Below are 13889 nucleotides of genomic sequence, written 5' to 3'. Positions count from 1 at the left end.
ATACAATTGGAGGGTTGAAGTTAAAACCGCACTGGAGCGCCCATGAAAGTCTCGTTTGAACAGTTAAAAAGTATGGTGGTATTTGCACAAATTGTAGAGCAGGGCAGCTTAACTGCAGCGGCAAAACAATTAGGGCTGACCCGTGCTGTAGCGAGTTATCACTTAAAAAAATTAGAAACACAGCTCGAAGTGACGCTACTTAACCGTTCTACCCGCACCATGGCGTTAACCGAAGCCGGAATGGCCTATTATGAGCGTTGCCGTGTTATTACAGAGCAAGCTAATGCCGCTAATCAGCAAATAGAAAATATAAAAAGTGAACCTCAAGGGCTATTAAAAATAAGTTGCCCAGTAAATGTAGGGATGCAGTTAATTGTACCGGCAATAAATACCTTTAAACGTCAGTACCCTAAAATTGATATAGATTTACAGCTCACGGATGACGTTGTGGATATTATTAAGCACGGGTTTGATTTTGCAATTAGAGGGGTTGCACTGCGCGATTCGAACTTACAAGCCACTAAGCTCACTACTATGAGTACCTGTATTTGTGGTGCGCCCGATTATTTTGCGCATTTTGGTAAACCCACCACAGCCGACGAGTTGGCAAAGCATCAATGGGTGGTTTATCAATTAGGCAGTAAGACGCTGACCTTACAAAAAGAAGGCAAAAAGGTCGATATTACAATGCAAGGTAGTTTAAGCACCAATAACGCTGCTGCACGCACTGCGTTTGTAGAGGCGGGGCATGGTATTGGTCGTATTCCACTTTACGATGCATGGCCAAAAGTACAAGCGGGTTTGCTGCAAATTATACTCGATGATTATAAAAGCAAAGACATTGAACTTTATGGGGTGTTCCCGCCTGGGGCGGCGGGCTCTAAAAAACTGCGTTTGTTTATTGATTATTTAAAAGCGTATTTTGTAAAGCAACATACCGCATTAGGCATGCTTAAATAATAGCGCTTAAAGCACTCGGTTAAACAAAGCAACGGCTTGCTGATACATGGTGATAGCAAGTGCTGCATCGTACCGCTCGCCTTCATCACGCATAAAGGCATGTTGCGCGTTCACTTCTTGCCATTGGTAATTAATACCCGTACTAACCGCTTGTTGATAAATTTTGTCGCGACCTTGTTGTGGCACATGGGGGTCTTGCTTTCCCCAAATAAAGTGGATTTCACCTTGTATATCAGCCATACGTTCAAATGAATTATTCCCTTTTTGTGCGGGAAGTGTGTCGCTATGAATATCAGTGGCATATAAGCAAAAAGCGGCTTTTATTGCGGGGTTTAATGCGGCTCTATAAGCTAAATGCCCACCAATACAAACACCCATTGCACCTACAGAGCCAGTACAGTAATCGTGTGTTTGTACAAAGTCGATTAACGCTTGGGTATCGCTGTCGTGGGATTCAAGCGGTTTTGCCCATTTATCGTTATTGCCTTTATCTTTACCCGCATCGTCATAAGGAAGCACTGTCCCGATAGGGTTAAGTTCATGAAATACTTCTGGCACAAGTACGACAAAGCCATGGCTTGCTAAAATAGCAGCGCTGCGAGCAATAGGCGCGGTTTGCTGAAAAATCTCAGAGTAAAAAATAATGGCTGGGAATTGCCCGTGAGCGTGTGGGCGATAAACTGTAGTGCGCATTAACCCCGTTGGGGTAGGCAAGTCAGCATGGTGGTGTTGGATGATCATAAAAGCGCTCAATTAAATAATATATAAAATATATGGTAACTGAGCGCGATAAAATAAACACGTCTTAAAGTCTAAATACTTGCAGGCATGTTATTACAGCTAGCATAGTAGCTTACGGTGGCAGGCCAATCGGAAAAGATACCCATTACACCTACGTCTTGCGCTAACACATCAACCACAGTGAACATATCGCCATCGTTATCTATAACATCACTAATTGACTGATAATAATAACCGCCGCCTTGATTTAGAGGGCCAGAGCGCTCAAGACTCCATGCAATGATATTAAGCCCCGCGGCTTTAGCATCAATAGCGTACTGTGAGGGGACAATGTTACTGTCGTTATCTATGCTTAATAGCATCCAAATGGGTGGCGCAATAATTTTAACGCCGTCGTTTACGAGCTCTGCCATAGATGGCTGCCATGTTGCTGCGTTGTTTGGATCAAACCCTGTATTGCTGTCGCGTCCATCTAAATAGACACTCTGCGCTGCAAATTCAGGATTAGTGTTAATCCAATATTTTACGTCAGCTAAATTAAATGATTGCGGGTACACTCGCGAGGCGGGTACTTCCATTTGCGTGTATTCATCCAGCATTTTTTGTGCGTATTGCGTTTGGGTCATACCGTTAAAGGGCATACTCACTTGAGGGGATTTAAGCTCTGGGGTCATTTTTACTCCCAGCTCTTTAAAGAGTGCAATACTTTGTTTGTGGGTCATGAGTGTACCAGAGGTGGCGTATAAGTCAGTGCGCCAACCGGGTGTACCTTTCATGTAATCGCTAACATTGGTGGCACTGGTGTTTGCGCCATCCATCTTACCCTCAAGAGTTAAAAATTCTGCCAAACTAATATCACTGGTACAACATTTAGCTGAAGCAGGCGAGTCACTGTTAGAGTTTGCTGGAGTAAATGGCTCACTACATTTAGCAGCCAATGTTGGAATGGCTAAAATATTGGTGGTGGTGTGCAAGTCGCACTGAGAATGACGACATACTAGCTCTTTATCATTGGTAAAGGTTACATCGCATTCGACAACACCTGCTCCCATGCGAGCGGCTGCAATATAAGATTCTTTAGTGTGTTCTGGGTATTGCATTGGAGCACCGCGGTGACCAATAGAAAAATCAGTACGATAAAAAGGACCTTCCTTGCACGATTCTAATTTTGTTTTTAGTGCGCTGCTAGCCATATCGTCAACTAGGTAGTCTGGGCGAGTACCTAGTTGAAAATTAGTGCCTTGAGCTACTTCAACAATAACCGGGGTAGGTACTTCAACAATTTCAACCTCAGTGTTGGTAACAACCACTTCTTTTTCGATTATTTTTACATCGTCATCACAGCCAGCGAGTGAGCTTAATAATAAAAAAGTTGTTAGAAAAGGTATGCGCTTCATTATTTGTCCTTAAAAATAAAAGTGAACGCTACCTTACTAATTATTAATGACAATTTCACTACAGAGTGATTAATTTGCTGATTTAGCCATTATTTGGTTTACCACTAATGCAACCAGCATCACTCCCGCGCCAATGCTTAATCTAAGTAGGTCTGCGTCTCGATTCCAAATAAGCACATTAACAATAATACCGGCAGGAATAAGCAAGTTGTTCATCACCGCCAGCGCGCCAACATTGACAAGCGTCGCGCCTTTATTCCACATAAAGTAGCCTAAACCAGAGGCCACAATACCTAAATAAATAAGTATGCCCCATTGAGTTGAGGTACTTGGTAATTTGTTAAGATCGCCAAATAGGGCGTAACAGGCGCTTGCAACAATTAATGCGCCAATAAAAAACCAACCAAATACGGTTTTATCATCGAGTTGTTTATTAAGCATTAATCGTTTGTAGGTTACTTGGCCGATGGCAAAACTAATATTAGCGCCTTGAACCAGTAATAATCCGACTAAAAAGTTACTGTCTAAGTTTTCATAACGAATGGTAATAGCGCCTAATACGGCAATAAACGCAACGATAAAAAACTGCGGATTAAACTGTTTATTTAGCGCATCGTTTAAAAGCGTAATGTAAAGCGGGGTCATTACAGTAAATAACAGCACCTCTGGCACACTTAAAAACAAAAATGAGTGGTAATAAAAGCCATACATAACCCCCAGTTGCAGTGCGCCTATCAGCATGAGTTTACACGCAAGCGGGGTGGGGATTTTCTTTAAAAAAGGCAAAAATACTAACGCTGCTAAAGCCACACGAATTAACACACTAAACCATGCATCAACTTGGCCTGCTAAGTACACACCAATTAAACTAAACGAAAACGCCCAAAGAAGGGTAACTGCAAATAAATAGCCCATAACACTCATCTTGTCTTAAGTAATGGTGTCAGTTTATCTGTTATATATTGTTCTATAAACAATAAAAGCCCGCAAGCGGGCTTTTATATTAGTTGCTTAAAAATATTAATTAATCAACTAAACCACGGCGCTTAAGCAGGGCGTCAGTGGTTGGTTTTTGGCCTCTAAACTCAATGTAGCTTTGCATTAAGTCACGGCTATTACCTTTTGATAGGATCTCTTTACGGAACTTATCGCCATTTTCGCGCGTTAAGCCACCGTTGTTTTCCATATGAGCAAAGGCATCGGCTGCAAATACTTCAGTCCACAGGTAGGCGTAGTAACCCGCTGAGTAACCACCTGCAAACGTATGGCTAAAGTAGTTTGATTTATAACGCGGTGGAACTGGGTAGTAATCAATACCATGTGCCTTTAATGCGTCACTTTCAAACTGCTGTACGTCAGTTATTTTCTTATCAGAACCAAATGAGTGCCATTCCATATCCAGTAGTGCTGCTGCTAAATATTCAGTGGTACCAAAACCTTGGTTGAACTTTTGCGACTCAAGTACTTTATCAAGTAATGCTTGAGGAATTGGCTCACCTGTTTTGTAATGTTTAGCGTAGTTAGCGAGTACCGTTGGTTCAATCATCCAATCTTCGTGTGCTTGTGATGGAAATTCAACAAAGTCACGCGCTGTTGCAGTACCTGCTAGGCTTGGGTATTTAACGTCAGAGAATAACCCGTGTGCCGCATGACCAAACTCATGGAACATAGTTGATACTTCATCAAACGTCATGAGCGTTGGCTCGCCTTCAGCCGGCTTTGGAATGTTTTGTGCGTTGTAAATAACAGGTTTAGTGCCTTTTAAGCCGCTTTGGCTTACGTATGCACTCATCCATGCACCGCCACGTTTACCTTCACGTGCATATGGGTCCATGTAAAATAAACCAATGGCGCTGCCATCGGCGTTAAATACTTCAAATGCCATTACATCATCGTGGTAAACCGGCAGGTCTTTACGCTCTTTAAAGGTAATACCGTAAAGTTTTTCCATAGCGAAGAACAGGCCGTTATGGATAACCGACTGCATTTCAAAATAAGGCTTAACCAATGCTGGATCTAGGTCGTATTTTTCAGCGCGTACTTTTTCTGCGTAGAAAGACCAATCCCATGGTTTAAGTTCAAAGTTTTCACCCGAATCATTAATTACTTTTTGAATTGCTTGTGCTTCTGCTTTCGCTTTTTCAACTGCTTTTGGCGCTAAGTCATCTAAAATGCCGTACACGTTATCAGTAGTTTGCGCCATGCGTGAAGTCATTACATAAGAAGCCCAATCTTTAAAGCCTAACAGTTCTGCTTTTTGTGCGCGCAGGTTAGTTTCTTTAATAATGATAGGGCCATTTGTTTTAGCAGCACGATTGGTTGATGCTTTAAAAATTTGCTCACGTAGTTCGCGATTTTCAAGGCTTGCTAAAATAGGTTGTTGCGTGGTGTTCACTAAGGTGATCATGTAACCATCTTTACCTGCTTTTTCAGCAGCGGCTGCAAGACCGGAAATTTCACCTTCAGATAAACCCGCTAATTTGCTTTTATCTGTTACTAAAATGACATCTTCTTTAAACGATTTTAATACGTTTTGAGAAAACTCAGTTGATAGTTTTGCAAGCTCAGCGTTGATTTCACGCATTTTTGCTTTTTCAGCATCGTTTAATTTTGCACCGGCTTTAACAAACTGTTTGTAGTAAAAATCGACTAGGCGTTGATCTTCAGCGCTTAACTTATCTTTATTGTCGTATACCGTTTGTACACGTTTAAATAATGCACCATTTAAATAAATGTCATCAGAGTGAGCCGAGAAAACTGGCGCCATTTTTTTATCAATACGTTGGTATTCATCGTTTGAAATAAGGCCTGATAGGTTATAAAACGCAGCTGATGCGCGGTTTAGTAGCTCGCCTGCCAGCTCCATTTCAACTAAGGTGTTTTCAAAAGTGGCTGGCGCTGGGTTGTTGGCAATTGCCAGTATTTCTGCATTGTGCTGTGCAATACCTGCATCAAATGCGGCTTCGTATTCAGTCGTACCAAACTTATCAAACTCAGGTGCCATGTATTGAAGTGGACTTGGTTTGAACAACACATTGCTTGCGTTAATGTCTTGAACTTGCGCTGCGGTTTCTTGTGTTGTTTCTTTAGTGCTCTCAGAAGAGCAGGCAGATAATAAAAGTGCACTAGCAATCGTAGTGGCAATCAGTGTTTTACGCATAATAACTCCATGGAAAAAATAGCCGAAACAGGCTTAGTGAGTCGAAAACACAGTTAACTTACCAAATTTTGACTTATATACAACAAAGTTTATCGATTTAAAGCAGGATTTAAACGCAAATTAGATTGTAAAAACAGCTTTAGTAGATAAAAGTAGCAATAAACAGCCCAAATTAGCCCAAGGTCAATGCAAGCATGTCGACACGAGGCAATCACGGTTGTTTTACCGTCATTATTTTAAACAGACTGTTACTTATTTAATTTAACCACATGCTAGACTCACTCAATTATTAGCATTAACTGATTTACTAACTGCTAGCTTATTTTTATATGGAATAATCATGAATATAGAACAAATTAACGACATACTAGGTTTTGTGCTGTTTAGTTATAACGACGTACATATAACGGTTGCTAAAGTCATTCAAGTCCCACTGATTTTATTTACTATGTGGTTTGTGGTTACACGTATTGGTAAATTGATTAAAAAGTCATTACTTGCACGAAAAATGAGCCCAGATGCAGTGCATTTATTCACGCGTTTTTATTTCATTTTTAGTATTGCGATTTTACTTTTTACCTCCCTTGAGGTGCTCAACATTCCACTAACCGCATTTGCCTTTGTATCGGGTGCCATTGCCATTGGTGTGGGGTTCGGTGCACAAAATATTATTAATAACTTTATTAGCGGTTGGATATTAATGTGGGAGCGGCCAATCCGTATCGGCGACTTTTTAGAGGTTGGCACTGCAAAAGGGGTGGTTGAAACCATTAATACTCGCTCTACTCGTATTCGCAGGAACGACGGTGTTCATATGCTAATACCCAATAGCCAGTTATTAGAAAACACAGTTACCAACTGGACGCTTATTGACGGTAATGCGCGCTCATCTGTGAGCGTAGGCGTAGCTTATGGCTCTGATGTATTACTGGTAAAAAAGTTAATTCAGCAAGTATTAGATGAGCATGAGGCAATACTGGCAACGCCTCAATCAACCGTATTGTTTGATGACTTTGCCGACAGCTCGCTAGTTTTTAATGCTATTTTTTGGGTCTGCGCTGAATCAGAAACTCGATTAAGACAAGTGCGCAGTGATATTCGCTTTAGTATTTATGAAGTGTTTGAACAACACGATGTGGTTATTGCATTTCCGCAGCGAGATATTCATATTGACGGTGAAATTGCACTCACACGTTCTTTAGTGAAAAAGTAGTATTTAAAAAAAGTGCCGCGTTATTTTTCTATATTTTTTAACAACTCATTGTAAGGACATATGTCCGCTTTTCGGTTATTTAGTTGCTAAAAGTACACTAAAAGTCGGGATTGTGCGCTTAAGTGTTAAAAATAAGTTTATATTTTTAACACTCAGCATGCGGTAAATTAATTACAGCATGGTATAATCTCGTGCATTCAGTCAGCCTTATTTATGCCGTTTTTGTACTCTCGGTAATAAGGTCCGCGCCGCATAGAGCAAGTCGCGAAAAATTGACTGAATCCGTAATTATTTAATTGCGCAACACATCAACCGTTGAACAAGAGTGCACTAAAAAGGTTAACCCCGACATGAAAGCAATGAAAAGATCTACGTTAGCAACCCTTATTAATGCAACGTTGTTCTCTGCCGTAGCAGGTACTTCAATTTCAGCCCTAGCTGCTGAGCAAGAAACTACTGCTAAGAAGAACCAACTAGAAGTTATTCAAGTTACTGCTCGTAAACGAGTAGAAAACGCTCAAGAAGTGCCTGTTGCTGTTTCAGCCCTGCAAGGCGATAGCTTAGATGCTTACAGCTCAGCTGGTATGGATATTCGTTTTATGAATGCGAAAATCCCAAGTTTATCTATTGAATCTTCATTTGGCCGTTCATTCCCACGCTTTTATGTACGTGGCCTTGGTAACACTGATTTCGATTTGAATGCTTCGCAACCAGTGTCGCTTGTGGTTGATGAAATTGTACAAGAAAACGCAATCTTAAAAGGTTTCCCTGTATTTGACGTAGCACGTGTTGAAGTGCTTCGTGGTCCTCAAGGTACATTATTTGGTCGTAATACACCGGCTGGTCTAGTTAAATTTGATACCGTAAAACCAAGCCAAGAATTTGAAGGCTATGGTTCTGTATCTTACGGTAGTCGTGGTGCTGTTGACTTTGAAGGCGCTGTTGGTGGTTCATTAACAGATCGTTTATCAACACGTGTTTCAGTACTTTGGCAAGATAAAGACGATTACATTGATAATCGTGCACCAGGTTTTGAGCAAAAAGATGCCTTAGGTGGTTACACTGAACAAGCAGCCCGTATTCAATTTTTATATGAAGGTGACGATTTCACTGGATTATTTAATTACCATGTTCGTGATTTAGATGGCTCTCCAATTGCCTTTCGTGCTAACACTATCAAACCTGGTACTAACGATTTAGTTGATGGTTTTGAAAATGACGTGGTGTATCACGATGCCGCATCTCGTGCGACGCAGCAAGTTGAATCGCAAGGTGCAAGCCTTAAGCTTGAGTGGGACTTAGCTAATCATACAGTAACGTCAATTTCTGGTTGGGAAAGTGCAGAAATTTACTCTCGTGCTGACATCGATGGTGGTTTGGATACATCTAATCTTCCTAATTATACGGGACCAGGTTCTACTCCTTTTTCTTCAGAAAGTGCTGATGGTATTCCAGACCAAGACCAATACACGCAAGAACTTCGCTTATCAAGTAACTTTGCCGGTGATGTAAATTACCAGATGGGTGTTTTTTACTTCGACGAAGCATTAACAATTGAAAACTTTAGCTATGATACAGCCAATAATGGCGTATTAAATGGTTTTGTTAGCCAGCAGCAAGACACTAAAGCGTGGGCTGTGTTTGGCTCAATTGATTACACCATTACTGATGCTCTGAAAGTAACCGCGGGTCTTCGTTATTCAGATGATGAGAAAGAGTTCTCAGCAAATCGTACATTTGGTCCATTACCAGGTGAGGCAGGTGCTCCGTTATTTATTGAGCGTGATGTAAGTGATGATCACGTAAGCTGGGATTTATCAGCTAACTATAAAATCAACGATGATGTAAATTGGTATGGCCGTATTGCTAACAGTTTCCGCGCACCAAGTCTTCAAGGTCGTATCTTATTTGGTAGTGAAGTAACCGTTGCAGATTCAGAAACGGTTACTTCGTTTGAGACAGGTATTAAATCTGATGTGTTAGATGGCCAAGGCCGTGTTAACGCAACCGTATTTTATTACACTATGGATGACCAACAGCTAACAGCTGTAGGTGGTGGTGCTAACTTTAACCGTTTATTAAATGCTGATAAAACAACTGGCTACGGTTTCGAAATTGATTCTGAGTGGGTGTTAACAGATGAACTAAATGCAACGTTTAATTTAAGCTACAATAAAACCGAGCTAAAAGACAAAGACTTATCAGTTGCAGTGTGTGCTCAGTGTACAGTTACAGATCCTATCAATAACGGCGGCCAAGCAATCTTAGATGGTAACAGCTTACCGCATGCACCAGAGTGGATCTCTAACATCACACTTCGTTACACTAAAGAACTCGCTGAAGGTGAATTCTTCACTTACGCTGATGTGTCGTACCGCAGTGAAATTGACTTTTTCTTATATGAATCAGTTGAGTTTGAAGGTAAGCCACTAACTGAAGTTGGTCTACGTGCCGGTTATGCATGGGCGCAAGGCGACTACGAATATGAAGTATCAGCATTCGTGCGTAACCTATTTGACGAGCAACAAGCAATTGGTGGTGTTGATTTCAACAACAACACAGCAATGGTTAACGAAGAGCGTTACATTGGTGCTGAATTTAAAGTTAACTTCTTCTAATCGATTAAATTAACGTTAAATTGTATTTAATGACAAAAGCCTACCATGTGTAGGCTTTTTCTATTTTTGTAGAGCTGCTAAAGTAGCGCTTATACGTTTATTTAAAGAGAAAAAGTAATGGCTGGATTTTGGAATTACCGTGTAATTTTTTGTGAAGCAACCAAAGATGAAGCGGCGCAATATCAAATACATGAAGTGGAATATAACCTAAATGGTAAAGTAACTAACTGGTCAGAAACGGGGGCAGCACCATTTGGAACCACATTAGATGCGTTAAAAGATGATGCTGAGCGCTTAAAAACCGCCTTCGAAAAGCCGATACTTAAAGTAATGCGCAAAGCCCGAGGTTATGAGTTAGTTGATGTAAACACCGGCGAAGACGCTTATGCTGAGCCGCCAGCAGGTTTGGCTGAGTAACACAAATTATTAAAAGGTGCTTAGGCACCTTTTTTATTATTCAGAGCATAGGCTGATTAGCTAAACAGCTAAACAACAAGGAGAAAGTATGTCTATTGAAGCGGTATTATTTGATATGGATGGCACGTTAGTTGATTCTGAAAGTGTGCATTATATCTGTTGGAGCCAATTACTTGCGCCTTTTGGTGTACGTTATGACGAAGATGATTTTTGCCAGCGCTTTTCTGGGCGCCCCACGATTGACGCTGCAAAGGAAATAAAACAAACCCATAACTTGTCTGTGAGTAGTCGCTATTTAGCGGATGAAAAATACCGTTTGTTTAAGGGTCTGTTGACCTTTGCAGATTTAAATTTGTTCAAGCTAGGGGCGATTTAATCGCGGCGCGAGGTTTGTAACCTAGTGGGCTCGATAACTGCTCCTGCGTTATTCTACTGGCTTACATCCATGTAAGAATAAGTCAAAGCCGAGCAACAAAGAGTTAATCGCCCCTAGGCAGAACCCTTCGGGCAACGCCTATTTGGCATTGATGCTGCGTTATCGCCTATTTATGGGGAGTAACCACACCACATAGGCTCTGCCTTGCCTAAATACCAAATAGTCTGCTGCAAATTTAACCTTGAAAGATCAACAGACCCTAGCAAACGTTAAAACCAATTTACCGCCTTTAATGCCTTATGCTGCAGATATTTTATTCGCGGTTAAAGAGCAAGGCTTAAAAATGGCGTTAGTAACAGGCAGCGCACGCCATGAAGCTGAGCCAATACTAAAAGGATTAGGGTTTTATGATTTATTTGATACGGTGGTTACAAAAGACGATGTAACCAATCCAAAGCCTGCCGGTGATCCTTATTTACTAGCACTTAAAAATATAAAGGTCGCTGCAAAAAATGCGATTGCCGTTGAAGATACCTTTACTGGCGTAACAGCAGCAAATAATGCAGCCTTAGCCGTTGTAGCGATTGCTAATAAGCACACCGAGCAGCACGACTTCAGTAAAGCAATACAGCAAATGCATAACCTTGAAGAATTTTGGCAATGGCTTCAATCTCAACTATAGTTTAAGCCATATTTAAATTTGCAAGGATGCAGTTATGGTTACTATTCAAAGATACCTATTTATTTTTTTAACGCTTTTTAGTGCGAGTTTATTAGCGCAATTGCCACAAGTGCAACTCGCTGATGTTTATGATGAAACTAAGCATAACGATATTCGCCAATATTTGGTGAGTGAAAAGTTTGACGGCGTTAGAGCAATATGGACGGGGAAACAATTTGTTACCCGCCAAGGTAATCCAATTAATCCTCCTAAGTGGTTTACCGCCCCTTTGCCTGATGTTTGGTTAGACGGTGAGTTATGGACCAAGCGGGGTCAATTTTCTGTTCTCAGTGGTATTGTTAGAACAAAAATACCCAACGACTTACTCTGGCAAACAGTGACTTATCAAGTATTTGATATGCCAGATACAAGCACGCCTTTTCATCGTCGCTATCAAAATTACCTGTCACTCATTACTAAGTTAAATAGCTCACATATTAAGGCGGTTAAGCAATATCAATTTAGCGACAATCAACAACTAAGTGATTACTTTAATGAGGTCACCAAACAAGGCGGGGAGGGCGTTATGCTTCATTTAGCAGAGGCTAAGCATTCGAGTGGTCGCTCTAGTGCATTGTTAAAACTCAAACCTTATTTGGATGCTGAAGCGCTAGTTATTGAACATTTACCAGGTAAAGGTAAATACACTGGTATGCTCGGGGCATTGCGAGTGCAAACCAAGCAAGGCGTAACCTTTTCTATTGGCACGGGCTTTAGTGATGAAGAACGCAAGCGTCCGCCAGCCATTGGTTCAACAATCACTTATCGATACCACGGATACACTAAAAATGGTTTACCGCGTTTTGCTAGCTTTTTGCGAGAAAGACCCGAAAAATAAAGAGTGTAGGCCAATTCAGTATATATTTTTTAGCAATTATGCTAAATTGCGCGGCCTTTTTGGTAATGTTTGGTGATCTATGTTTGTTGGTTTTGATTATGGTAGTTCTAATTGTGCTATGGGTGTTTTAAACGAAGAGCGTGTTCAGCTTATCCCTTTAGAGCAAGGCAAACATTATCTTCCATCAACTTTATACACTCATCATAGCGCCTTAGTCGTTGATTTTGTTGCGCAGCATTTGCAGGGCTCAGAGCATGAGCATGCCTATAAAACCGCGCGCCAACCCTTACTTAATACACTCCCGCGAATTAAATCAGACCTAGACTTACAAGCCGGCGACGACACCTTATTCATTGGCCGTGAGGCGATTAGTGAATATGTGCAATTTCCTGAAGAAGGTTATTTTGTAAAATCCCCTAAATCATTTTTTGGCGCAACGGGCTTAAAGCAAGGTCAAATCAATTTTTTTGAAGATATTGCCACAGCAATGATTTTAAAAATAAAACAACGTGCTGAATTATCATTAGGGTATACGCTGAGCCAAACTGTTATTGGGCGCCCAGTGAATTTTCAAGCGGTTGGTGGTCAGCAGTCAAACCAACAAGCCGTGGGTATTCTAACACGCGCAGCAAACCGAGCGGGCTTTAAAGATGTTGAGTTTTTATATGAGCCACTCGCCGCTGGTATTGATTATGAAAGTGATTTAACGCAAGACCAAAAAGTATTGGTGATTGATATTGGCGGTGGTACCAGTGACTGCTCATTTGTACAAATGGGGCCAAGCTTTAGAGGAAATAGCCAGCGAGATAGTGATTTTTTATCTCATAGTGGTAAACGTGTTGGCGGAAACGATTTAGATATTGCTTTGAGCTACCATGGTTTAATGCCGTTACTCGGGCTTGGCAGTACGTTTAAATCAGGTTTACCACTACCTAATCAAGCATTTTGGCAAGCTTGTAAAATTAACGATGTGAATTTACAGAGCCAGTTTTATAGTGCCCAGCATTATCGTGAACTCAGTGCGCAGTTACGCGATGTCAGCGCTCCTGAACTTTATAAACGACTTATTCACTTACAGCAAAATAAGCAAGGTCACCAATTAGTTCAACAAGCTGAAGCGGCTAAAATTGCATTAACATCCGCAAATAGTTTTAATTGTGATTTAGCCTTTTTAGATAACTCATTAAGCAAAGATATTTCAGTCGCTGATTTAGCGCTTGCTGTTGACGATAGCATTAGTCAGATTGTTACCTTAGCTAAACAGGCAATTACTGATGCGAATACCACTCCCGATGTGATTTACTTAACGGGAGGGAGTGCACAGTCTCCATTAATTAAAGCGGCGTTGAGTGAGCATTTAGGTAACATAAAAATGGTGAACGGTGATCACTTTGGTAGTGTAACTGCTGGCCTTACTAAATGGGCCAGCATGCTTTATAAGTAAGCTG

General features: G+C 41.0%; 10 protein-coding genes and 2 pseudogenes. 8 read left to right on the top strand and 4 right to left on the bottom strand.

The genetic code is table 11. The features are described 5' to 3' along the window. The first annotated feature begins 42 nt into the window (after positions 1-42). Positions 43-960 (top strand): LysR family transcriptional regulator, encoded by a 918-nt coding sequence (locus tag LOC50_RS09450; protein WP_036983270.1) that lies wholly within the window; start codon positions 43-45, stop codon positions 958-960. Positions 961-966: 6 nt separating this feature from the next. Here the strand turns inward: LOC50_RS09450 and LOC50_RS09445 are convergent, their stop codons facing one another. From LOC50_RS09445 to LOC50_RS09430, 4 genes are all read right to left on the bottom strand, one after another. Further along, on the bottom strand, positions 967-1701 hold the full coding sequence (locus LOC50_RS09445; protein ID WP_250653109.1) for a dienelactone hydrolase family protein: 735 nt from the start codon (positions 1699-1701) through the stop codon (positions 967-969). A gap of 71 nt (positions 1702-1772) precedes the next feature. Further along, positions 1773-3098, bottom strand: coding sequence for a glycerophosphodiester phosphodiesterase family protein (locus LOC50_RS09440; protein ID WP_250653108.1), 1326 nt, complete (start codon positions 3096-3098; stop codon positions 1773-1775). Between the two features lie 69 nt (positions 3099-3167). Next, positions 3168-4013: a carboxylate/amino acid/amine transporter gene (locus LOC50_RS09435; protein WP_200882089.1), complete on the bottom strand. Its 846-nt coding sequence runs from the start codon at positions 4011-4013 to the stop codon at positions 3168-3170. A 109-nt stretch (positions 4014-4122) separates the two neighbouring features. Next, positions 4123-6258: a M3 family metallopeptidase gene (locus tag LOC50_RS09430; RefSeq protein ID WP_036983266.1), complete on the bottom strand. Its 2136-nt coding sequence runs from the start codon at positions 6256-6258 to the stop codon at positions 4123-4125. A gap of 340 nt (positions 6259-6598) precedes the next feature. On the opposite strand from LOC50_RS09430, the gene LOC50_RS09425 reads away from it, so the two are divergent. The 7 genes and pseudogenes from LOC50_RS09425 to yegD all read left to right on the top strand — a co-directional run bounded on the left by LOC50_RS09425 (position 6599) and on the right by yegD (position 13885). Next, positions 6599-7471: a mechanosensitive ion channel family protein gene (locus tag LOC50_RS09425; protein WP_069440300.1), complete on the top strand. Its 873-nt coding sequence runs from the start codon at positions 6599-6601 to the stop codon at positions 7469-7471. A 350-nt stretch (positions 7472-7821) separates the two neighbouring features. Beyond that, positions 7822-10089, top strand: a complete 2268-nt coding sequence (locus LOC50_RS09420; protein WP_250653107.1) for a TonB-dependent receptor — start codon at positions 7822-7824, stop codon at positions 10087-10089. Positions 10090-10206: 117 nt separating this feature from the next. Beyond that, positions 10207-10506 (top strand): hypothetical protein, encoded by a 300-nt coding sequence (locus LOC50_RS09415; RefSeq protein ID WP_250653106.1) that lies wholly within the window; start codon positions 10207-10209, stop codon positions 10504-10506. 88 nt (positions 10507-10594) lie between these two features. Next, a pseudogene (locus LOC50_RS09410) lies at positions 10595-10828 on the top strand (HAD family hydrolase); the annotation flags it as partial. A 322-nt stretch (positions 10829-11150) separates the two neighbouring features. Next, positions 11151-11564 (top strand): annotated as a pseudogene (locus LOC50_RS09405) (HAD family hydrolase); the annotation flags it as partial. A gap of 34 nt (positions 11565-11598) precedes the next feature. Then, positions 11599-12441 (top strand): DNA ligase, encoded by an 843-nt coding sequence (locus LOC50_RS09400; protein WP_250653104.1) that lies wholly within the window; start codon positions 11599-11601, stop codon positions 12439-12441. A 79-nt stretch (positions 12442-12520) separates the two neighbouring features. Continuing rightward, positions 12521-13885, top strand: a complete 1365-nt coding sequence (gene yegD, locus LOC50_RS09395; protein ID WP_250653103.1) for a molecular chaperone — start codon at positions 12521-12523, stop codon at positions 13883-13885. The last annotated feature ends 4 nt before the right edge of the window (positions 13886-13889 follow it).

Source organism: Pseudoalteromonas sp. SCSIO 43095 (genome assembly GCF_023650455.1).
Classification (GTDB): domain Bacteria; phylum Pseudomonadota; class Gammaproteobacteria; order Enterobacterales; family Alteromonadaceae; genus Pseudoalteromonas; species Pseudoalteromonas tetraodonis.
This window is presented reverse-complemented; position numbering and strand designations above follow the sequence as displayed.